Below are 22,501 nucleotides of genomic sequence, written 5' to 3'. Positions count from 1 at the left end.
TTTGGATTCAGATGACAAAAAGAGAATGGCTAAAGCTGTTCTCTTTTTTCTATGCTATAATTCAAAAAAATATAAATTTTTTGAGACGCCCATCAAAAAAAGCCGACTTTATAATTGAGAACATTTTTGAGGAGGGGAATATCATAGACGATAAAAAAATCATAGAACTCTATTTTGAAAGAAACGAGCAGGCAATTAAGGAAACAGATATAAAATATGGAAAACTTTGTCATAAAATTGCCTATAATATCCTAAATAACCTCCAGGATTCGGAAGAGTGTGTGAATGACACATATTTAGGAGTGTGGAACAAAATTCCACCTACAAGGCCGGATAACTTTAAGGCTTATATTTCCAAAATTGTCAGAAGTATTTCCATAGATAAATTTAGAAAACAAAAAGCTAAAAAACGATCCGCTGATATGGTTATGGCATTGGATGAACTTGCAGATATACTGCCAGATGAAAGGTATGCTCCGAGCAGGAATGACGAAGAGATTGGAAAATCAATCAGTATTTTTCTTAATAAACAAAAAGAAGTGGTCCGGAGAGTGTTTCTTCTAAAATATTTTTATTTTGAATCTAACATAGCTATTGCAGAGAGATGTGGTTTTACTGAACGCAAAGTAACACATATGCTGGCTCACACCAGAGCCCAATTAAAAGAATATCTGATCAAGGAGGAAATCTATCTATGAACATACCCAAAATTGCAGATGCCATTGGTTATATTGATAATGAGCTTATCACTGCTACACTGGAAGCACCGCCAAAGAAAAGGCATAATCCTGTAATGAAATGGATGACGGCTGCGGCTTGTCTTACCCTATTTGTAATCGCAGGTATTTTGATTCCGCATCTTTTAAAGAATGACGCAACAGCTGAAAGCAAATATAAATATCATGTTTCTAAAACAGAACGAGCCATAGAATGGCCATGGAAATACAAGACTGCAGCTGAAAAGTATCCTGCTATTAAGTTTAATGGAAAACAGTTTACCGTAAAAAGCCAGAATCCAATCCACACAGATGCACTAGGGGATGAGATTGGCTCCTGTATAGCAGAAGGCCTTGATCCTGATACCGAAAAAAAATATACGGAAACATTTGAGGTGCGGAAGATTCATGGAATATCAGAAGAACTGATGATTGCTGCAGGGAATGAAGACGGATTTTATGTTTATGCAGCTGATGAAAGCACTGCTCCAGATACTTTAGGGAAGTTGCTGGAACTGTATGGTCTTTCTCAAAATATAGAGTTAAACTACGTGACAAAATGTGAAAATTATGAGGAAAAAGAGGAACTTTTGCTGGATAATGATGATGAGATCTGGCAGATCCTTGCGGGCCGCAGTGATGCAAAACTTGATAATACAAGTGATTTCTTTGAAAGAGAGAACCGTATTTATCTCGCTTTCACTGCAACCTCGGAAACGCTGGGTGTTTATAACCGGGTGATCTACATTTCTGAAGACGGCTATTTCGCAACCAATATTTTAGACTATGAATACAGCTATTTCATTGGAAAAGAAGCAGCAGGACAAATCATCCGTTACGTACAAAAGCATTCCACGGAAACAAAATCCAGCAGCAGTGCGCCAACCATATCCGGAACTGTCACGGAAATTGGAAATGGATATATGATAGTTGATAATACAGCTTTATGTAGGAACCCCAAAGCCGGAAAAGAATATAAGGTATATACAGATGACATAAGGGTAAAAAGATGGAGTGAAAGTGGGGAGATCAAGACAGGAGATCTTGTAGCGGTTGAATATGAAGGGAAAATTTCCGGCAGCTGCAAGATAACGGGAGCATATTCCATATTTACAGGAACGCTTGAAAAAAATGATATTCTAACTCAGTAATAATAAAAACAGGAAAAGGAAGGATACTGGCTTGAATGCGAAACGAATTTATTTGATAAAGATTGCCCCGGTTGTTTTATTGGCAGGCACTGCTTACTGGCTCCTGGGTTCTGATTTCTTTACATTTTTAACCTAGTGGGAGATGCTGTTTCTGTTGGGACTGGTATTTATGCCGGTAACATCCAGGATGTTTCGAGGATTTGATGATAATGGCTGGATGTTTTCCAAGGTACTGGCGGTTGCGGTATGCGGATATGCGCAATGGCTGCTGGCTTGTCTGAAGATCACTCCATTTACAGGAATCACCTGTGTGATCCTCACGGTTATCTGCTGCCTTGGAAGTCTTTTATATGGAATCAAATATAAGAACAGGTTCCCGGATTCACTTCCCTGGAAACAGGCAGCTCTGGTCTACCGGGAAGAGATTCTTTTGATGAATACAAAAACAGAGGGGAACACATTTACAAAGAAAATCGGTCAGACGGTCTATGTTGTCCGTTATCATTTTAATGAAGATTCAAAGGAAACAATGCAGGAGAAGATTAACCGGATGCTGGTTACAGAAGTAAGCCGAATGGCAATGTATTAAAATTAGGTGGATGTAATTGAAGAAAAAATATGATATCCTATAAGTAACAAAACAGAATTTAAGGAGGAGTCTGTAAATGAAATTATCAGATTTAGCAACAGGTTCTGATTGGATAGTGTGGATTGTCTTTGTGATATTTGCCGTACTTTCTATTATTTTACTTTCTGGACACGGAAGCTGGTTCATTTCTGGATATAATACAGCTTCAAAAGAAGAAAAGGAAAAATATGATGAAAAGAAGTTATGCAGAACAATGGGAATTGGAATGTCTATTATAGCAATTCTTGCATTAACTATGGGCTTGTTTGAAAATATTTTACCTGCATTTTTTGTATATATTGCATTGGGAATTATTTTGGTTGATGTCGTGGTAATTATCATTTTAGGAAACACGCTATGTAGAAAGTAACAATTTCCAGCTTGTATGTAAAAAACAGAAAAAATCGAGAATATATGAATAAATTTTGGGGGGATTACCGAGAAAATAGTATGAAAAAATGCAAATATTGTGGCAAAAAACTAAATGACAATTTTGAATTTTGTAATAGTAATTGTGAAAATTGTTATGAAAAGATGGTGGATAAAGACAACCATAAAATTAAGTATTTTATATTAGGCATTATTTTGGGATTCTTAGTTATGTTTTATGGCATTATTTCTAACAATAATGTCTTCATAATAGGAATTGGAATTATAGTAATGGGTATAGATGTTGTTTTATTGCCATTTACAACTCCCGAAACAATATATTTTCTAGGATATCAAAAGTCAAAATTTGCAGGAAGAATATCAGGTATATTGCTCATAGTAGTTGGAGTATGGATGTGTTTTATTCAATGATAGATTCCAGCCTGCAAAATTGAAAATAAATTGAAAGTCACGAAATCGGAGGAGTTAATGATTATGTGGAATGAATTAGGCATAAGCGGAGGAACTGCAATTGTTATTTTGATTGCGCTGTATTTCGTTATCAAATGGGCAGTGAAAAATGGAATCAAAGAAGCCTACAGTGCCATCACTGGAAAGAAAACGGATGAAGATGTCAGAAACGAAAAAGAACTGAAAGAACTCGGATTTGAGTCAGAAGATAAATAAAAGTTTTCAGGAGATGTTTTATGAAGAAAAAAGTACTTGCAATTATGTTAGTTACGGTATCAATAATGTTGATTTCGGCGTGCGGAAAAAAAGAAAAATTGTACGAAATTCCTGACCTGTCGCAGTATAAGACAGATTATGTAGGAGATTCTTCGAACGTTATAAATATTGTAAGTGGGCAAGAGTATCCGGAGGGATACTCATATGACAGTATAGAGATACAGTCTGAAACAGAGCCTTATGGATTAACCGTTTTTCTAAAAGATGAACCGTCTGCATCCAGGATTGAAGATGAATTGCAGGTTAATGCAGATATGACATTTGACTTGATTGGTAATTTGGAAACACTTGATTATAGAATTGCAGACAGCAAAGAAATCATTGCATCGTATGAACGGTAGAGCTATTGCTCTTCAACTTCAGGTTTGTAGAATTCAAAAAATTTAATATGAAATGTGAGATAGAGCGTATGGAAATAATCTATACGTTCTATTTTTTTTGCCTTTTTGAAAAAAGTGATTAAAAAACTATTGACATTTTATTACTGGAGGTGCGAAATGGACTATATGACATTGAAAGAGACCGCCGAAAAGTGGGGCGTGGCACCTCGTAGGGTAAATTATTATTGTGCTGGTGAGCGTGTCCCCGGCGCTGTGAAAATGGCCGGTGTTTGGCTGATACCAAGAGAAGCACAAAAACCACTCGATAAGAGATACAAAGGAAACAAGAAATAGTTTCTTGTGAGGTTTCTGTGACATTTGAATGCTACACTAAGAATGAAGGAGTGTGATACAATGCGAATTTTAGTAGTCGAGGATGACCGACTTTTGAATAATACCTTGTGCTATAACTTGGATGCTGCGGGCTATGTCGTGGACTCTGCATTGACAAAATCAGCAGCCAGTAATTTTCTAACTAAGCAGGACTATGACCTGATCGTGCTGGATGTAAACCTGCCAAATGGGAATGGCTTTGATTTCTGCGGTGAAGTAAAAGAGCGCCGGTCAGATACAGCGGTGATCTTCCTGACCGCAAATGATATGGAGAGTGATATGCTCAAAGGATATGAGCTGGGAGCTGAGGACTATGTGACCAAGCCTTTTCCCATGAGCGTCTTTCAAAAAAAGCTGTCCGTGGTATTGGGGTGGCTGGCGAAACAGAGTGGCGGAGATTGCTATGAGGATGGCGCACTATCCATCAATTTCTCAGAGATGACTGCTTCCCTGTCCGGTAAGCCGCTGGTGTTCACTCCGTTGGAATATCGGATGTTGAAAATCCTGACCAAAAATCCGCAGATTGTTTTGACTAGGCAGATGCTACTTGAAAAACTGTGGGATGCCGATGGAAACTTTGTGGATGAACACGCCCTGACCGCAGCCATCAGCCGGGTGAGAAACAAAATTGAAACGGAAGGCCGCCAGTACATTAAGACGGTGTACGGCATGGGCTATATGTGGATTGGAGGGACGCTGAAATGAATATACGAAAATTCTCCATCAACAAAGCCTGTATCCTTTTGGGAATACTCTTGCTGCTGGCAATTGGTGTGGTTTCTGCCGCTATTTATCTGCTGACCGAGAATATAACCGCTGTCGGGTATGTGTTCTTGTTCAGTGTCTTTGTGTTGCTTTGCGTCATCTGCTTTGTGACCCTGATCCGTCGGAAACTGGTCATGTTCTCCGATTCCTTTTGTGGTCAAATGGATGATATGCTCTCCGGGGATATTATGCAGCCGAAGCAGACGATTGAGGAAGAAAGCCTATTTTATAAAATCAACTACCGACTGGGGCGGTTGTACGAAGTCATGCAGGAAAATAAAAACAACATCGCAAAGGAACGAGCTGACCTGCAAGAGCTGATCTCTGATATTTCCCATCAAGTCAAGACCCCGATTGCCAACTTGAAGATAATCAACAACACGCTGCTTGAAAACGAGGTTCCTCCGCAGAAGCAAAAGGAATTTCTGACAGCCCAGGCTAGTCAGCTTGATAAGCTGGACTTTCTCATGCAGGCCATGATTAAAACTTCCCGCTTGGAAACTGGAGTCATTTCGTTGGATCAAAAACAGCAGCCGGTTTATGATACCCTTGCCACAGCCCTGGGCTGGATTTTGTTCAATGCTGAAAAGAAACAAATAGATGTACAGGTGGAATGTCCAGAGCATCTGGATGCGCGACACGATAGAAAATGGACAAGCGAAGCTCTGTTCAACATTCTGGATAACGCAGTGAAGTACACCCCGGCAGGCGGACAGATCCGTGTGTCTGTGGAAGGCTGGGAAATGTATGTAAAGATCAACATTGCCGACACCGGCATCGGCATCTCGGAGCAGCATCAGGGGACGATTTTCAAACGGTTTTACCGGGAAGATGCGGTACATGATGTGGAGGGGATTGGGATTGGTCTGTATCTGGCCCGTGAGATCATGACCTTGCAGGAAGGCTATATCCGGGTGGCATCAGAGATTGGGCAAGGCTCAACCTTTTCTGTTTTCCTGCTCCGAAAGTAGTACCGACATTCCCTCAAAATTGAAATGTCACAGACTTATGACATTTGGAACCGAATTTCTTATAAATTCTTTGTAGCTCGTGACATTTCTGTGAGGTTCGGTCTTTATGATAAAACCATCACAAAGAAAGGATGGTGTTCTATATGAGCATATTGCAGACAACAGATTTAAAAAAATATTACGGCACTGAGCCGAACATCACAAAAGCATTGGATGGCGTAACCCTCTCCATTGAGGAGGGAGAGTTTGTTGCCATCGTTGGTACTTCCGGCAGTGGTAAGTCCACCTTGCTGAATATGATGGGCGGTTTGGATACACCGACTTCCGGTAGCATTCAAGTAAAAGGAAAAGAACTCTCTGAATTCAAGGATGAACAGCTTACCATCTTCCGCAGACGTAACATCGGCTTTATCTTCCAGAACTACAATCTGGTGCCGGTGCTGAATGTCTACGAAAACATCGTGCTGCCTGTGGAACTGGACGGAAACAAGGTAGATAAGAAGTTTATGAAAGAAGTAGTGCAGATGCTGGGACTGGAGGATAAGCTAAACAATATGCCCAACAACCTCTCCGGCGGTCAGCAACAGCGTGTGGCAATTGCGCGTGCCCTTGTTTCCAAACCAGCCATTGTCTTGGCCGATGAACCGACCGGAAACCTTGACAGCAGGACAAGTAGTGATGTATTAGGACTTTTGAAAGTTACCAGCCAGAAATTCCATCAGACCATTGTGATGATTACTCATAACAATGAGATTGCCCAGCTTGCCGGCTGTATTATCCGTATTGAGGACGGCAGAATTTCCAAGTAAAGGAGGGCGAAAATATGACAGATATTTTATTTGGGAATAACAACAGACCTGTCCTGAAACTTCTGGCAAAGCGTTCTTTGAAAGCCCGGAGAAACACCATTGCTGTATTGGCGATTTTGCTTGCCACACTGCTTTTTACCAGCCTGTTTACAATTGCCATTAGCTTGCAGACTGCTATGCAGGAAAGTAATATGAGGACAACCGGCACTTCTGCCCATGCAGGTATCAAGCGTTTATCTTGGGAAGAATATGAACGGCTGTCATCGGATACAGGGGTGAAGGACAGCGGATACTCGATTATCATAGGAAATGCCGTGGGTGATAAGTTCAACAAGACACCCACGGAACTGCGATATAGTGATGAAACCTATGCAGAACTAACTTTTAACACCCCCGACACCGGATATCTGCCGGAACAGAAAAATGAGATTGCCACCAGCCGTATTGTTCTGGCAGCGATGGGATTACCTGATGAGGTTGGTACACAGATGGAACTGACCTTTATAACTGATACGGATACATTTAGCGATACCTTTACGCTTTGCGGCATTTGGGATGGGGATGCTGTGGCGTATCGTCAAACAATTCTATTATCCAAAGAATATACGGAACAGGTAGCTCCTGTCATCCACGGGGAAACGGACGGAACAACCCCACCTGTGGGAACCGGTTATATTGATGCTGTTATGATGATGCCTACGGCATGGAACATTGAAAAGCAGGCATTAGATGTGACTTCCAAATACGGTTTAGATGAACGGGTAAGTATTAACGACGCTTACCAAACGGCAACGGTCAGTTTTTCTTCCATGCTGCCCCTTGTAGCTGGTATTGCGGTTATCTTTATCGCAGGGTATCTTCTAATCTACAATGTGTTTTATATTTCTATCGCACAGGATATTCGGTTTTATGGAATGTTGAAAACACTGGGAACCACTGCAAGACAAATAAGAAAAATCGTTTATAGAAAAGCAATTAAGCTATCTCTTATGGGTATACCTATTGGTCTATTGTTGGGATGGCCAATTGGTCGATTGCTGCTGCCTGCGATTGTAAATATGCTGACGGATGATATAAGGGTCGTTACTACGGTAAATCCGTCGATTTTTTTGGTGGCGATTGTTTTTTCTATGATTACTGTTTTGATTAGCTGCCAAAAACCTGCTGCGATGGCAGCCAAGGTTTCCCCGATAGAGGCGCTACACTATGTCGAGCAGGCAGGAGGAAAAAAGAAAGACCGTCGCAGTAAACGTATAAGCACAGTTATGATGGCAAAAAGCAATCTTGGCCGCAATAAGAAAAAAGTAACGATTGTCACCTTGTCCTTTGCACTCAGCATCGTTCTTTTGAACAGTGTCTATACCTATGTAACTTCCTTTGATTTCGATAAGTTTGTGGCTGATTTTAGTCTTACGGATTTTACAGTGTCCGATACAACGGTAATCAACAGCTATGCCCCGTATAACACGGCGAATGTGAGCCAGGATTTCATTCGTGAGGCTGAAAGGTTGAATGGTCTTGAAGATATAGGCAATGTGTACCTGTGGACTTCCAAACAGCCGCTTTCCAAACATGATCTTACAAAGTTGCAGGAACTTGCAGTTTCTTCCCGTGATATAGCAAATGAGCTGGGAAATTATAGGGTTCGACAGGAACATGGTGTCAATGTGTACGGGTTAGACGACTTTCCGGCAGAGTATGTGCGGGTTTTGGATGGAGAGCTGAACATGGAAAAATGGAGAGCTGGAACCGGCGTGTATGTAACACCGCTGCGGATGATGAGTGACGGTTCTCTCTGTTTGTATCAACCGGGAGACAAGATCTGTGTGCAGCAGCTTGATGGAACAAACAAAATACATGATGTATTGGCTGTGGTAGATATACCGAAAGCGTTAGAAACACCTTTACAAGTAGATATGGGACTGGATTATATTTTCCCGACAAATGAGCTGCTGGGAAATATGGTATCCGCCGACCAGCCGGCCATGAAAACCATCTTCAATGTAGATAATGAATACCAGCTTGCCACGGAAAACTGGCTGAAAAACTACACTACAAATACGGACACAGCTTTGGATTATCTGTCAAAAGTGACACTGCGGCAGACTTTTGATGGGATGATTAACATGTACCGTCTTGTGGGAGGTGCTCTTTGTGCGATTCTGGCGTTGATTGACATACTGAACTTTATCAATTCCATGATGACCTCTATTTTGTCCAGATACAAAGAATTGGCCATGCTGCAATCGGTAGGTATGACCGGCCGACAAGTCAAACAGATGCTAATGATTGAGGGGATTGGGTATTCCGCATTGGGGCTTATATGTTCCCTGCTCATCTCTATCGTGGGGAGTCTGACAGTGGTTCGAATGATGGGGGCAGAATTAAGTTATTTTACATGGCATTTTACCCTGCTTCCTGTGTTCCTCTGTGTAATACCGTTAGTTCTCATTACCGCCTTTGTACCTTTGGTCTGCTATAACAAAATGGCACAGAAAACAGTTGTGGAACGGCTACGCATTGCTGAATAAGATACACAGACGAGAAACGGTCATCCGAAAGGGTGGCCGTTTTCAAATGTCACAAAATTGTGAGATTTCAGCTGATAAAAGGCACCTGTCTGTGACATTTCTGTGAGGATTATCAGTATAGAGCTAATTAATGAACCTCTATATTTTTTTATCATTTCCTTCATCGTCCGATGTTCCTTTCAAATCTGTGATCCACAGCATGACATCTTTCAATACGGAAGTATTTAATTCCTAATAAATAAACTTTTCTTCTCTTTGGTTTCGGATTAAATCAGTTTCCTTCAATATTGCAAGGTATATTATGTGTCAAGAACCAGTTACTTCAAAAAAACTGTTTTATTTTTAGAAAAAACTGTTTGGGGAGAACCGATTGATGTTCAAATGCATCTAATTGATGTAAAATAAAAAAACACGTGTATAAATGTCCGGACCAAAGGAGAAACAGGCTATGACAAAAAGTGCATTTATTAAGGAGGTCCACGATGCGGAAGCGATGCTGTATCATGTGGCCAAATCCATTTTAAAAAATGATGCAGATTGTTGTGATGCTGTTCAGGAAACGCTTCTCAAAGCATATGAAAAGCTGGATACATTAAAAAAAGAGAAATTTTTCCGAACCTGGATCACCCGAATACTAATTAATGAGTGTAACGGAATCATTCGCAAAAGAAAAAATATCATTTCGGTGACCACCTGTTATCCGGTGCGAAGATCGTGGCCCACCATCCGAACCTGTATGCCGTTTACCTTACCAACCACGGATGCGGTCCTGATACCCTTGTAAACCATATGTTCCGTGAAGAGATGGGGGATAAGCCGTACCTTCAGATCGAGGTGGATGAGCAGTATTCGGCAGTCGGTATTATTACCCGTATTGAGGCGTTCCTTAACAGTATCTCCCACAGACCGCCAGCCCAGATGCCAAAAGATTTTAACATCCTGGATGTGAAGATGAAGCCAGCCAATATTAAGTTCAAGCCGGATGAGGACAAGACACTTGTACTGCCGGATCTTGGTTACCACACTTGGTACTTGGAAAACTATTTTGAACAGTGCGGCTATAAAAAGAGAAAAACACTGCCAGACTATTCCCGTGAAGTATTGATGAAGGGACGTGCAGAGACCAACTCCAAGGAATATCTGCCGTTCCCAGTGATGTTAGGTCAGATTTTGACCTTGTTGGAAGAGACACCGAAAGAAGAGCAGAAGGATTTGCAGTTCTTGATCCCATTTAACGAGGGTGCAGATGCAGATGGACAGTATGCAAGAGCCGTCCGGACGGTACTGGACCGCAAGGGATATGAGCATGTGGACATTATCGCGCCGATCCTGGAGACACTTCCAGTGACCGCAGATGATCCGGAGCTTCTGATGAAGGCTCTGGTTTGCGGCGACATCCTTTACAGTGCCGATCCGCATATGCGGGATCAGTGTTACCGCTCTCTGCTTCCAGATGGCAGCCTCCATGAGTGGAAAGACCTGCGCCGCTGGGCGAAGGAGATCGGAGAAGAAAGTACCTCAGCCAAATCACTGGGATTAGTTGGAACCTCTGCCAGCCTGACCAGCTTAAATGAGGGAATCCTGGAGCAGCTGGAGTATGAAGGAATCCTGTGCCGCCGGGCACCGCTGTCTGAGATGATGCTGTTTCTGTGGAAAGAAGCCTCTGGCAATAAAAATGCGACAGAGTTTTTCCAGAAATTGGAAAAACAGCTGTTGGCAATCCATGAGCGCCTGGGAGATAGAAGCAGCTTCAGCCAAGACCTAAGTGGGCTTCAAAAACGTGCCGATGAGTATCTGTCAGACTACTCTGGTGCCAATGGACGATACCGTTATGCAAAAGCACTGGAACTGGGTGAGAACTGCAGCGGTATCCTGATGATGGCACCACGCTATGAAAACACTGCTATGGTGCTGAATATGAGAGGAATCCACGACCACTGCCAGGCACCAGTTTATGACCTGTCCCTGGATGGGGACTTCGACGAGGCAGGATGGGAGAAACTTAGATCCTTCTTGTATTATTGTGAAGTATAACAGGCACATTATGCTTAGTACAGCGAATATTAAGTAGCCACTATGTTGATTAATTTGACTTTTCATATACTGCGTCAATATAGCAGATACTTAATTTTCACTGTACTGGGTACAATATAAATTAAAAAAGGAGACATAAAAAATGACAAGAATTAAGAACATCAACAAAGCAGAAGTCATGGCTTTAAAAGAGCAGGTAGAATACCAGGACGGACAGGTAGTCAGCAAAACACTGGCGCAGAACGAACACGTAAGTGTTACTCTGTTTTCTTTTGACAAAGGCGAAGAGATCGGCACCCATGAATCTGGCGGGGATGCCTTCGTGACCTGTCTGGATGGTGTAGGAAAAGTAACTATTGACGGCGAGGAATATATCCTAAAAGAAGGCGACTCCATCGTCATGCCAGCAAAACATCCCCATGCAGTATATGGACAGGAACAGTTCAAGATGCTGCTGGTAGTAATTTTCTAAGGCTGGCAGTAAAAGAAACTTACTTTCGTTTCATTTTTTATAAGAGACAAGGTCATTTAGGACACATTATAGTTACATTGTTAATTTTGGAAAAGTAGAAGGGTTAGAAAAAGGCGTACTACGGTTGAAATGCGGAATAGAACTGAATGTTTCAAGAGCAAAGAAAGAAGAGTTTACCGAGGCACTGTTTGAATATCTGAGGGAAAGGAATGGTTGATCTGATGAGTTTGCTAAGTGATGCTTAGTACAAGAATGTGAAGAAAATGGAGAGAAGGTTTTAAAAGAACTCTCTGTAGAGGAAATCTATAATTATTACGAACAAACAAATATCAAAGAGAAGGAGTGGATCAAACAATTAGTTTTTGAATACCAAATTGTGAATGTGAAATGAGTAAAGCCGAGAGTATTAATCTATCTCGGCTTTAGTATTTTTCCAAATTTTTGAATCGTCGATATTCTAAGGGTGATAATCCAAGCTGTTTTTTAAATACAGCTGCAAATTTCCCTTGATTAGAATAGCCGACCTGTTCGGATATTTCGGCAATCGGACGCTTTGTGTCCGAAAGAAGCCTTGCGGCTTCGTTCATACGGATTTCCCGCAGCCAGGTGGATATATTCTGTCCATATACGCCTCTAAAATAATTTTTCAGGCTGGTTTCACTGACCGAAAAGCGTTCTGCAATCTGCCGTACAGGAATGTGCTGGCAAAGATCATCTGAGAGAATTTGCGCTGCCCTTTTTGCAATTTCAACCTGCGTTTCCGTGTAGAAGCCGCAGGTTTTCGAAGGCCGGATTTCCATGTTAAAAAGCCGGTGGAGAAGTTCAAGCGTATAGATTTGCAAATGGAAGGCAGAGGGCTTTTCAGATAGCCGCCAGAGTTTTTGAAATATATTTTCCAGCTCACTGTCCGCTCCGTTGATATATGTCTTATGGTTGCCACAATAATTTTCTTCCAGCGTAGGGAGGTCAAGTGAAAAAGATTTCAAAAGTTCACCGCAGGACTGTAAAAGAAGTGGCAGGTCAAAGTATATTTTTATGCCCTGATATTGCCGTGTGGGAAAGATATATTCTTTCTGTGCGGTCTGTTCACTGACACAAAAATCATTTTCCTTCAGGTAAATGTAGGAGCCGTCATCCAGAAGCAATTCACTTCTGCCCGAAACGCAATAGTTAATCAGCAAAGGCTTTAGATTTGAATTTTCATCCGACTCCGGCCATACGGGAGCGTTTACAAAAATAAAAGCCAAAGTCAGCCCCGGAAAGAGCGTATGGAATGTCATGCGTCCCTTGCCATCTGCCCGATCCAAAAGCAATGTGCTGCTATTTGGACTGTTTTTCAAGGTCACACCAGAAACAGCATCGCTGTTTTCTAAAATGTTGCATATCATGTTACGCAACTGCTTCGCCCCTTTCATCATGCAAAATCGCTGATATTATTATACCTGCGAGAAAACTCCCGGTCAATGGATATTCTGGCAGAGCGAAAAAACTCCTTGCTATACGGGCTTAAAATACCGATATGTGCATAGAAGCACAGCTGATTGTATGCTATCATTAGGGTTAGTTAGCAAGAACTAACAAAGACGAAAGTAATCATGTTAGGAGGTTTCGCAATGAACAACAAATTGCAAGGAAAGGACTTAATCAACATCGGTATTTTTACGGCGATTTACTTTATCGTCATTTTCGCAGCGGCGTCTATCGGTTTTATCCCGATCTTTATTCCGCTTATCAGCGTGATCGTGCCGCTTGTGGGCGGTATTCCGATGATGTTGTTCTTCTCCAAAATCAAAAAATTCGGTATGCTTACCATCTGCGGAGTGCTGCTGGGTATCATTATGCTGCTGACCGGCATGGGCTGGTGGTGCATCCCTACCGGGCTGATCTTCGGGCTGATTTCCGATTTTATGATGAAAGCCTGTGACTACAAAAATGCCAAGCGCGAAGTGCTGATCCACGGCGTTTTTTCCATGTGGGTAATCGGCGCCTTTATTCCCATCGTTGTGACGCGTGACGCTTACTACCAGAACCTGCTCCCCGGCTACGGTCAGGAATATGCCGATACGCTCATGGCTTATATGCCCGACTGGATTTTGCCGGTACTGCTTATTGCTGCTTTCGTCAGCGGTCTTGTCGGCGGCCTGATCGGACGGAAGATTTTCAAAAAGCACTTTGAGCGGGCGGGAATTGTGTAATGAGCCGCGAACTTCTTGCAAGTCAAAAAAACAATAGCGGAATTTTATTAGACCCCCGGACAAAACTGGCGGTACTGATTACCATAGCTGTCTTTATTTTAGGCGGTTCGTATGAAGGCATCATGCAGTATTACATCATCGTGTTGGCGGCGATCCCGCTGTTACTTTTGTCAGCGGCCAGAAAATGGAAAGGCGCTGTTTTCTATATCCTGATTTTTGGAGGCAGTCTGTGCCTGGAAATGTTCGGTCTGTCACGACTGGCTGGCGTAGCAAACTACATTGCAGTAGCCATTGTTGGCATTCTGCTGAGGTTCACCCCCAGCGTGGTCATGGGATATTTTGTGGTAACGACAACCACGGTCAGCGAATTTGTTGCGGCGATGGAACGGCTCCACCTGCCGCAGCAGATCACCATTCCTATGTCTGTGATGTTTCGCTTCTTTCCCACGGTTGCGGAAGAATGGAGCGCTATTGGGGACGCCATGCGGATGCGTGGCGTCCGCTTTGGTGGTGGAAAAGTCGGTGCGATTTTAGAGTATCGGATTGTCCCCATGATGATCTGCTCCGTCAAAATCGGAGAGGAACTGTCCCAGGCAGCCCTTACGCGGGGATTGGGAGGCCCGGTAAAACGGACGAATATCTGTAAGCTGGGTTTTCATGTGCAGGATGTTATTTTCCTGCTGATCTGTCTGGGAGCATTTGCAGCGCAAATCTATGTGCTTTCCGCAAGGGGGTGAAGGAAATGATTGAATGTCAAGATGTGTCCTTTTCTTATCCTGCCAGTACCCTTCCCGACAGTGAGAGGCAGGCCGGTGGCGCTTTGAAACATATTTCCTGCACTATTGAGGACGGTTCTTTTGTCCTGCTCTGCGGGACTTCCGGCTGTGGGAAAACAACCATGACCCGGTTGTTTAACGGCTTGATCCCCCATTATCATGAGGGGACTTATACCGGCTCCGTCTATCTGGATGGAAAGGATACCCGTGACCTGTCACTGTTTGATATTTCTCTGAAAGTCGGTTCTGTATTTCAAAATCCGCGTTCTCAGTTTTTCAATGTAGACACGACCAGCGAACTGGCTTTCGGCCCAGAGAATCACGGCATAGCGGAAGATCTTGTGCGTGACCGTGTAAAGCGTGTAGCTGCACAGCTAAAGTTGGAGCCGCTGCTTGATAGAAGTATTTTTTCTTTGTCCGGCGGTGAAAAGCAAAAAATCGCCTGCGGATCGGCAGCGGCAATTGACCCGGATATTTATGTGCTTGATGAGCCATCATCCAACCTTGACGCATACGCTATCGCTGATTTCCGACAGCTACTCTTTACTTTGAAATCGCAGGGAAAGACCATCATCATCTCTGAACATCGGCTGTATTATCTGTCCGGCCTCTTTGACCGTGTCCTGTACCTAAAAGATGGAGAAATCGAAGGTGATTATACAGCAGAGAAATTTTGCGGCCTGTCGGCAAGACAGCGCGATGATATGGGATTGCGCCCTCTTGATCTTGCGGGGCTTTCAGAAGTTGAAGGCACGCCGCAGAGAATGAATGAGGCGGTTTGGACGATAAAGAATGTGTCCTTTGCCTATAAGCATGAGCCGGAAACCTTGCATATAACGGAAACCTCTTTCCCATTCGGCAGCGCCACGGCCATCATCGGACATAATGGTGCGGGAAAATCCACCTTTGCCCGGTGCCTCTGCGGGTTGGAAAAGCACTTCAAAGGAACGGTGCAGGATCAGAGCAAGAACTATTCCAGAAAAGAACGATTGAAACTCTGTTATATGGTCATGCAGGATGTAAACCACCAGCTCTTTACCGAAAGTCTTCTGGATGAAATTCTGCTCAGTATGAGAACCGAGAATAAGCAAAGGGCAAGAGAAATCTTAAAGGAGATGGACTTGCTTTCCTTTGAGGACTGCCACCCGATGGGACTGTCCGGCGGTCAAAAGCAGCGCGTGGCGGTTGCCTCTGCGATTGCTTCGGAGCGCCCTCTGATTTTATTTGATGAACCGACCAGTGGCCTTGACCTGTTTCACATGAGGCAGGTTGCCAATGTTGTCAATCAGGTGGCAAATGCCGGAAGAACCGCGCTTGTGGTAACGCATGACCCGGAATTTATTCTACGCTGCTGCAATTATGTCCTTCACTTAGAAAATGGGCAAATTCTGGAAAGTTATTCCATAGCGAACGGCGATGGCCGAAACCGGCTGCTAAAGTTTTTCCTGAATGATATGGAGAAGGAGGTGTCCACAGAATGAAGGAGGAAAAGAAGGAGTCACCCATAGGCGTCTTATGGGGATGGGGCAAACCCTATCACGGGAAATTCATTGGCAGTATTATCCTTGCGGTATTAGGCGTTGTCTGCCAGATGGTGCCCTATTTCTGCGTGGCGCATATTGTCACAATGATGTTGTCTGGGGAACAGAATTATTCCCGCTATGTGACCGCTGGTATTATTGCACTGTGCGGATACTTTGGGAAGGTGCTGTTTTCCTGTCTTTCTACAACGATTTCCCACACAGCGACCTATTACACGCTGCGCGATCTGCGGGAAAATATCACCGCAAAGCTGGCCCGCGTCCCGATGGGGACGATTTTAGATACTCCGTCCGGCCAGTATAAAACAACGATTGTTGACCGGGTAGAAGGTATGGAGCCAACCTTCGCACACCTGATCCCGGAAATGACGGCAAATGTGCTGGTACCGCTTGTTATCGCCGTGTACCTGTTCCTTTTGGACTGGCGCATGGCGCTTCTGTCACTTGTTACGCTGGTGGTGGGCCTTGCTGTCATGTCTGCCGGCATGAAGAATTATCCCGTCAAATGGGAAGGCGCGGTTAAGGCAGGCAAGCAAATGGCAAATGTCATTGTAGAGTACATTGGTGGGATTGAGGTAGTCAAAGCGTTTAGTCAATCCGCCGGTTCCTACAAAAAATATTCTGACGCAGTAAACTATAACGCCAACTACTATGTGGACTGGATGAGAGAAAACCAAAAAACCATGAGCGCCTACAACGCCATTTTGCCATCGGTGTTGATTTGTGTGCTGCCCTGCGGCTTCGCGTTCTGGATCTCCGGCAGCCTGGAACTTTCCACTTTCCTGTCTATCGTAATTTTCTCGCTGGGACTGATTGGGCCGATTGTTGCAGCCTTTACCTTTACGGACGATTTGGCCGTATTAGGGACAAATGTGGAAGAAATCAGCCAGCTTTTGAACGCTGAAGAACTGAACCATAAGGATACGCCGGTCAAGCTGGAAGATACCGGCATTTCTCTTAGGTCTGTGTCTTTTTCCTATGACGGGACAACAGAGGTTTTGCATGGTGTGAGCCTGACCATCCGGCCCGGCACCATGACCGCCCTTGTGGGGCCGTCTGGCTCCGGCAAATCGACGGTGGCAAAGCTGATTGCCGGATATTGGGATGTTACATCCGGCAGCATTACCCTCGGCGGTCATGAGCTGAAGGATATACCGCTGTCTGAAATTGCAGATCAGATTTCCTATGTATCTCAGGACAACTACCTGTTTAACCGCAGTATCCGGGAAAATATCCGCATGGGAAGACCCAGCGCCACAGACGCGGAGGTGGAACAGGCCGCCGAACAAAGTGGTTGCGACGCCTTTATCCGCGGGCTGGACAATGGCTATGATACGGTTGTCGGCAGCGCCGGTTCCCACCTTTCCGGCGGGGAGCGCCAGCGTATTGCCATCGCCCGTGCCATGCTGAAAAATGCACCGGTTGTCATTTTGGACGAGGCAACTAGCAGCGTTGACCCGGAGAATGAGGACGAATTGCAGCGAGCTATCGAGGCACTGACTCATGATAAGACCAGCACTCATGAAATCGCCAGGTATCTGAAGATTACCGAAAAGGCAGTTTACAGGTGCATGGACAGGCTGAAAGAAAAAGTGAAGAAGATCTTCGAGTAATTCATGATAATCAAAAAGCAGGGTGTGAGAACAAACTCCACCCTGCTTATCATTTATTAGAAAAAAGGAAACTTTTGTCAAAACCAGTATTTAAAAATTTTATCAGTAATAAAGTGCAGAATGATGTTTGGATTGCAGTTTTTATGCAACTATTTCTTGTTGCTATTGACAAAACCTTTTTCAGAGATTAAAATTATAACAGCGTTATATAGCACTGTTATATAGGAGGTGTGCAAAATAAACGGAAATGGAATGACTTTAGAAAATATCCACCGGGCAGCGAAAGCGGAATTTTTAGAAAAAGGATATAAAGACGCTTCCCTGCGGAATATTGTGAAATCCGTGGGAATGACTACCGGAGCCTTTTACGGATATTACAAAAGTAAAGAAGAACTTTTTGAAGCCATCGTTGGTGAGCATTATGAATATATTCGCAACCGTTTTATAAAGGCACAGCAGGAGTTTGCTGAACTTCCAGCTGCCAGACAGCCGGAAGTCATGAGTGATATTTCGGGAATCTGCATGTACAATATTCTTCATTATGCGTATGAGCATTTAGAGGAATGTAAACTGATCCTTGTCTGTTCGGAAGGAACAAAATTTGCCGGGCTAATTGATGAAATGGTGGAGATTGAAGTGGAAGGGACTCATGCCTATCAGGAGGTTTTAAGGAAGCTTGGAAGGCCCTCTCCCCATATCGATCCTTCGCTGGAGCATATTCTGATCACCGGCATGTTTCATACTTTTTTTGAATTGATCATTCATGAAATGCCGCTAAAAGATGCCGAAAACTACGTTAGAGAAATGCGCGCCTTTTATACAGCAGGATGGATGAAAATTATGGGGCAGTAATGCCTTATAATTTTTGTTTGACAGTTAGCTGCTGCTAACCTAAATTCGGATATTGTAAGAACATAGACGTGTTCTCTTTATCATAAACACAAAGAAAAGGAGGAATTTTTTTGAAAAAACAATCCAATTTATCACGCCTGCTGGAAATTGCAGGCAGCCATAAGTACCTGACCTATGCTTCCTGGGTGTTTTCTGCAATCAGTGCCCTGATTGCTCTGGTACCCTTCTATTACATCTGGAAAATGATCAAGGAAGTATTGGAGGTGGCACCGAATTTTGGCCAGGCACAGAACCTGACCGGTAATGGCTGGATGGCAGTATTGTTTGCGGTTATAGCGGTGCTTGTCTACATAGCAGGGCTGATGTGTTCCCATTTGGGAGCATTTCGTATCGCCACAAACCTGCGTATCCAGACCATGGAGCATATTGTTAAGCTTCCTCTTGGGTTTGCCGAGAGTTTTGGCAGCGGAAAACTGCGCAAGATTGTCAACGAATCCAGCGCAGCCACCGAAACCTATCTCGCCCATCAGCTTCCCGACAGAGCCAATGCCATTGCAACCCCCTGCGGTCTTTTGGTGCTGTTGTTCGTGTTTGACTGGAGACTGGGACTATTGAGTCTTGTTCCGGTTGTGCTGGGGTTTCTGATCATGATGGCAATGACCGGAAAGCAGATGCAGGAAAAGATGAAAGAATACCAGAATGCGCTGGATGATATGTCCAATGAAGCGGTAGAGTATGTCCGTGGGATTCCGGTGGTAAAAACCTTTGGCCAGACGATCTTTTCCTTTAAGAAGTTTAAAGACTCCATTGACCGGTATAAAGTATGGGTGATTGCTTATACCAGGCAGCTTCGGACACCGATGATGTTCTATACAGCTGCGATCAACGGCGTTTTTGCCACACTGATTGCCGGAGGACTGTTGCTTACGCAAGACGGTGTGACTTCCGGTTTCTTACTGGATCTTATTTTCTATATCATCATTACACCGGTTATTTCTGTCACACTGACACGCATTATGTTCCAAAGTGAAAACGCCATGATCGTAGACGACGCTTTACAGAGAATTGACAGCGTTTTGCATTTGAAGCCTCTGGAGGAAACGAAACATTCAAAGCATCCCCAAAACGCTTCCGTGGAACTGAAATCGGTTCATTTCAGCTATGATGGAGAAAAAGAAGTATTAAAAGATATTTCACTGACCATTCCTGCAGGACAGACGGTAGCTTTTGTAGGTCCATCCGGCGGTGGAAAAACAACCCTTGCCAACCTGATTTCCCGATTCTTTGATCCCCAGAGCGGAATGGTAAAAATCGGTGGTGTTAATGTGAAAGACATCCCGAAAGAGGAACTCATGAACACGGTGTCTTTCGTATTTCAGAACAGCCGTCTGATCAAGGCATCTATTCTGGAAAATGTGCGTATGGGAAAACCGGAAGCTACCCGTGAGGAAGTTCTGACTGCCCTTCATCACGCGCAATGCGATGATATTCTGGAAAAACTCCCACAGGGTGTGGATACGGTCATCGGTACAAAGGGTGTCTATCTTTCCGGCGGCGAGCAGCAACGAATTGCCATTGCCCGTGTGATGCTGAAAAATGCTCCGATTATCATTCTGGATGAAGCCACTGCCTTTGCTGACCCGGATAACGAAAGCCGCGTACAGGCTGCTTTCTCAAGACTTTCCGAGGGTAAGACAGTGATTATGATTGCCCACAGGCTTTCTACCGTAACAAATGTGGATCAGATTTTTGTCATTTGCGACGGACGGGTTGCCGAGTGCGGAAACAGTCGCGAATTGCTTGCAAAAGACGGTATATTCAGCCGTATGTGGAAAAATTACCAGACTTCCGTGCAATGGAAGGTAACAAAGGAGGTGCAGTAATATGATCAAAAAACTGCAGAAAAAATATGCCCTGTCTGAACAGGGAGCAAAAGACCTGATCAAAGGCTGCCTGGCCTGTGTCCTTCAGAATCTGTCTTTTATGTTTCCGGTGGGACTTTTATATTACCTGGTCAGCGATCTGATGAACGGGGGTGTTCCCGGCGGGAAAATTCCATTTTATGTGGCAGGCTGCGTGGTGTGTATTGGCTTGATTCTGCTGACCACTTTCTTTCAATACAATGCGACCTATTTTGCCACTTACAAAGAAAGCGGTATCCGCCGCATTACCCTGGCAGAACATCTGCGCAAAATCCCCCTTTCCTTTTTCGGGAAAAAGGATTTAGCCGATCTTACCAGTACCATTATGGCGGATTGCACCTTCCTGGAGCAGAGTTTTTCGCATTTTATCCCTGAGCTTGCGGGTTCGATCATTTCTACAGTTCTGATTTCCATTGGTCTGCTCTTTACGGACTGGAGAATGGCACTGGCTGCCTTATGGGTTCTGCCGGTTGCCTTTGCGATTGTGGGATTTTCCGCAAAGATTCAGGAAAATCTGAATCAGAAAGCCATGGATGTAAAGATGGCCTGCGCAGACGGGATACAGGAGTGCATTGAAACGGTTCGTGACCTGAAAGCGAACAATGCGGAGCAGGCATATTTAAAAGGTCTGGAAAAGAAGATCCGTGCCGTGGAGCATCGTTCCATCCTCAATGAATTCGGCCTTGCTGTTTTTGTGGTTTCCGCATCGCTGGTGCTGAAGCTTGGTATTGCAACGGTTGCGCTGGTGGGAGCTGTTTTGCTCATGCAAGGAAGCCTCTCCGTGCTTACATTCTTTATGTTCCTTCTGGTAGTATCCCGTTTATATGACCCTCTGCAGGGCGCACTCCAGAATCTTGCGGCAGTCATCAGTACACGAACCAATATTGCCCATATGAATGAAATTCTCGATCATCCCATCCAGCAGGGCAGTGATAGGCTTTCCAATCAGGGGTATGATATTGTCTTTGACCATGTCGGGTTTGCCTATAATACCGGAGAAACTGTATTGAAAGATGTCTCCTTTACGGCAAAGCAGGGAGAGGTTACGGCTCTGGTGGGCCCGTCCGGCGGCGGAAAAACAACCGTATCCCGGCTGGCAGCAAGGTTCTGGGATATTAACAGAGGAAAGATTACCGTGGGAGGCATGGATGTATCCCGAATAGACCCGGAAACACTGCTTTCTCTGTATTCCATCGTATTCCAGGATGTTACGCTGTTTGACAATACGATTCTGGAAAATATCCGAATCGGAAACAAAGACGCCACAGATGAACAGGTCATTGCGGCTGCGAAACTTGCCAATGTAGATGAATTTGCAGAAAAATTACCAGATGGATGGCATACCAATATCGGGGAAAATGGCTGTGAACTTTCCGGCGGAGAGCGCCAGCGCATCTCTATTGCCCGTGCATTTCTGAAAAATGCGCCGATCATTCTTTTGGATGAAGCTACTGCTTCCCTGGATGTGGAGAATGAAACTCTGATACAGACAGCCCTTTCCCGTCTGATCGCAGATAAAACCGTTCTGGTTATCGCCCACAGGATGCGTACCGTAGCCGGAGCAGATAAGATCGTTGTCCTTTCTGATGGTACAGTTGCAGAAGAAGGATCACCAAAGGATCTGGAAGAAAAGAATGGTGTATATGCCCATATGGTAAAACTGCAGACAGAAAGCCAGAACTGGAAACTTGCGTGA

At 44.0% G+C, this 22,501-nt stretch carries 22 protein-coding genes and 2 pseudogenes; 23 read left to right on the top strand and 1 reads right to left on the bottom strand.

Annotation, left to right across the window (positions count from 1 at the left end; genetic code table 11):
* Positions 1 to 11 precede the first annotated feature (11 nt).
* The 16 genes and pseudogenes from AB5706_RS12640 to AB5706_RS12565 form a co-directional block, all read left to right on the top strand.
* On the top strand, positions 12 to 698 hold the full coding sequence (locus tag AB5706_RS12640; RefSeq protein WP_173772303.1) for an RNA polymerase sigma factor: 687 nt from the start codon (positions 12 to 14) through the stop codon (positions 696 to 698).
* The gene (locus AB5706_RS12635; RefSeq protein ID WP_173719091.1) at positions 695 to 1,867 is read left to right on the top strand and encodes a hypothetical protein; all 1,173 of its coding nucleotides are present in this window, start codon (positions 695 to 697) and stop codon (positions 1,865 to 1,867) included. The genes AB5706_RS12640 and AB5706_RS12635 overlap by 4 nt, the downstream gene beginning before the upstream one ends.
* 154 nt (positions 1,868 to 2,021) lie before the next feature.
* Positions 2,022 to 2,456: a transposon-encoded TnpW family protein gene (locus AB5706_RS12630; RefSeq protein ID WP_227199063.1), complete on the top strand. Its 435-nt coding sequence runs from the start codon at positions 2,022 to 2,024 to the stop codon at positions 2,454 to 2,456.
* Between the two features lie 76 nt (positions 2,457 to 2,532).
* On the top strand, positions 2,533 to 2,865 hold the full coding sequence (locus AB5706_RS12625; protein WP_117854480.1) for a DUF3784 domain-containing protein: 333 nt from the start codon (positions 2,533 to 2,535) through the stop codon (positions 2,863 to 2,865).
* A gap of 44 nt (positions 2,866 to 2,909) precedes the next feature.
* The gene (locus tag AB5706_RS12620) at positions 2,910 to 3,296 is read left to right on the top strand and encodes a hypothetical protein (protein WP_227199062.1); all 387 of its coding nucleotides are present in this window, start codon (positions 2,910 to 2,912) and stop codon (positions 3,294 to 3,296) included.
* Positions 3,297 to 3,359: 63 nt separating this feature from the next.
* Positions 3,360 to 3,551, top strand: a complete 192-nt coding sequence (locus tag AB5706_RS12615; RefSeq protein WP_173719090.1) for a DUF6019 family protein — start codon at positions 3,360 to 3,362, stop codon at positions 3,549 to 3,551.
* A gap of 20 nt (positions 3,552 to 3,571) precedes the next feature.
* Positions 3,572 to 3,952, top strand: a complete 381-nt coding sequence (locus AB5706_RS12610) for a DUF4825 domain-containing protein (protein ID WP_117854485.1) — start codon at positions 3,572 to 3,574, stop codon at positions 3,950 to 3,952.
* Positions 3,953 to 4,108: 156 nt separating this feature from the next.
* On the top strand, positions 4,109 to 4,285 hold the full coding sequence (locus AB5706_RS12605) for a helix-turn-helix domain-containing protein (RefSeq protein WP_117854488.1): 177 nt from the start codon (positions 4,109 to 4,111) through the stop codon (positions 4,283 to 4,285).
* 60 nt (positions 4,286 to 4,345) lie between these two features.
* Positions 4,346 to 5,029 carry a response regulator transcription factor gene (locus AB5706_RS12600; protein WP_173719089.1) on the top strand — a complete coding sequence of 228 codons (684 nt, stop codon included), beginning with the start codon at positions 4,346 to 4,348 and terminating at the stop codon, positions 5,027 to 5,029.
* Complete coding sequence (locus AB5706_RS12595; protein ID WP_173719088.1) at positions 5,026 to 6,060, top strand: sensor histidine kinase; 1,035 nt, start codon at positions 5,026 to 5,028, stop codon at positions 6,058 to 6,060. Before AB5706_RS12600 ends, AB5706_RS12595 begins: the two co-directional genes overlap by 4 nt.
* A 143-nt stretch (positions 6,061 to 6,203) precedes the next feature.
* Positions 6,204 to 6,869: an ABC transporter ATP-binding protein gene (locus AB5706_RS12590; protein ID WP_173719087.1), complete on the top strand. Its 666-nt coding sequence runs from the start codon at positions 6,204 to 6,206 to the stop codon at positions 6,867 to 6,869.
* Between the two features lie 14 nt (positions 6,870 to 6,883).
* Positions 6,884 to 9,400, top strand: a complete 2,517-nt coding sequence (locus AB5706_RS12585; RefSeq protein ID WP_173774174.1) for an ABC transporter permease — start codon at positions 6,884 to 6,886, stop codon at positions 9,398 to 9,400.
* Between the two features lie 448 nt (positions 9,401 to 9,848).
* Positions 9,849 to 10,184, top strand: coding sequence for a sigma factor (locus AB5706_RS12580; RefSeq protein WP_330590286.1), 336 nt, complete (start codon positions 9,849 to 9,851; stop codon positions 10,182 to 10,184).
* Positions 10,115 to 11,434: a hypothetical protein gene (locus AB5706_RS12575; protein WP_173719085.1), complete on the top strand. Its 1,320-nt coding sequence runs from the start codon at positions 10,115 to 10,117 to the stop codon at positions 11,432 to 11,434. The genes AB5706_RS12580 and AB5706_RS12575 overlap by 70 nt, the downstream gene beginning before the upstream one ends.
* A 142-nt stretch (positions 11,435 to 11,576) precedes the next feature.
* Entirely contained in the window at positions 11,577 to 11,906 is a 330-nt protein-coding gene (locus AB5706_RS12570; RefSeq protein WP_173772299.1) for a cupin domain-containing protein, read from the top strand.
* A gap of 61 nt (positions 11,907 to 11,967) precedes the next feature.
* A pseudogene (locus tag AB5706_RS12565) lies at positions 11,968 to 12,123 on the top strand (LytR/AlgR family response regulator transcription factor); the annotation flags it as partial.
* A gap of 205 nt (positions 12,124 to 12,328) precedes the next feature.
* Here the strand turns inward: AB5706_RS12565 and AB5706_RS12560 are convergent.
* The gene (locus tag AB5706_RS12560) at positions 12,329 to 13,294 is read right to left on the bottom strand and encodes a helix-turn-helix domain-containing protein (RefSeq protein ID WP_173772298.1); all 966 of its coding nucleotides are present in this window, start codon (positions 13,292 to 13,294) and stop codon (positions 12,329 to 12,331) included.
* Positions 13,295 to 13,519: 225 nt separating this feature from the next.
* Between AB5706_RS12560 and AB5706_RS12555 the strand changes: the two genes are divergently transcribed.
* The 7 genes and pseudogenes from AB5706_RS12555 (at position 13,520) to AB5706_RS12525 (ending at position 22,501) form a co-directional block, all read left to right on the top strand.
* Entirely contained in the window at positions 13,520 to 14,101 is a 582-nt protein-coding gene (locus AB5706_RS12555; RefSeq protein WP_044930260.1) for an MptD family putative ECF transporter S component, read from the top strand.
* The gene (locus tag AB5706_RS12550) at positions 14,101 to 14,838 is read left to right on the top strand and encodes an energy-coupling factor transporter transmembrane component T (RefSeq protein WP_173772297.1); all 738 of its coding nucleotides are present in this window, start codon (positions 14,101 to 14,103) and stop codon (positions 14,836 to 14,838) included. The genes AB5706_RS12555 and AB5706_RS12550 overlap by 1 nt, the downstream gene beginning before the upstream one ends.
* A gap of 5 nt (positions 14,839 to 14,843) precedes the next feature.
* Positions 14,844 to 16,358, top strand: a complete 1,515-nt coding sequence (locus AB5706_RS12545; protein ID WP_173772296.1) for an ABC transporter ATP-binding protein — start codon at positions 14,844 to 14,846, stop codon at positions 16,356 to 16,358.
* A pseudogene (locus AB5706_RS12540) lies at positions 16,355 to 17,932 on the top strand (ABC transporter ATP-binding protein); the annotation flags it as partial. The gene AB5706_RS12545 and the pseudogene AB5706_RS12540, both read left to right, overlap by 4 nt.
* A gap of 327 nt (positions 17,933 to 18,259) precedes the next feature.
* On the top strand, positions 18,260 to 18,883 hold the full coding sequence (locus AB5706_RS12535; RefSeq protein ID WP_334297252.1) for a TetR/AcrR family transcriptional regulator: 624 nt from the start codon (positions 18,260 to 18,262) through the stop codon (positions 18,881 to 18,883).
* Between the two features lie 110 nt (positions 18,884 to 18,993).
* The gene (locus tag AB5706_RS12530) at positions 18,994 to 20,766 is read left to right on the top strand and encodes an ABC transporter ATP-binding protein (RefSeq protein WP_173719078.1); all 1,773 of its coding nucleotides are present in this window, start codon (positions 18,994 to 18,996) and stop codon (positions 20,764 to 20,766) included.
* A 1-nt stretch (position 20,767) separates the two neighbouring features.
* Positions 20,768 to 22,501 (top strand): ABC transporter ATP-binding protein, encoded by a 1,734-nt coding sequence (locus tag AB5706_RS12525; RefSeq protein WP_368366118.1) that lies wholly within the window; start codon positions 20,768 to 20,770, stop codon positions 22,499 to 22,501.

The sequence above is a fragment of the Ruminococcus sp. RTP21484sp1_RTP21277st1_D2_RTP21277_210401 genome (assembly GCF_040924225.1).
GTDB lineage: Bacteria > Bacillota > Clostridia > Lachnospirales > Lachnospiraceae > Blautia_A > Blautia_A faecis.
Note: the sequence above shows the minus strand (reverse complement) of the source record. Positions and strands in the feature narration are given on the sequence as shown.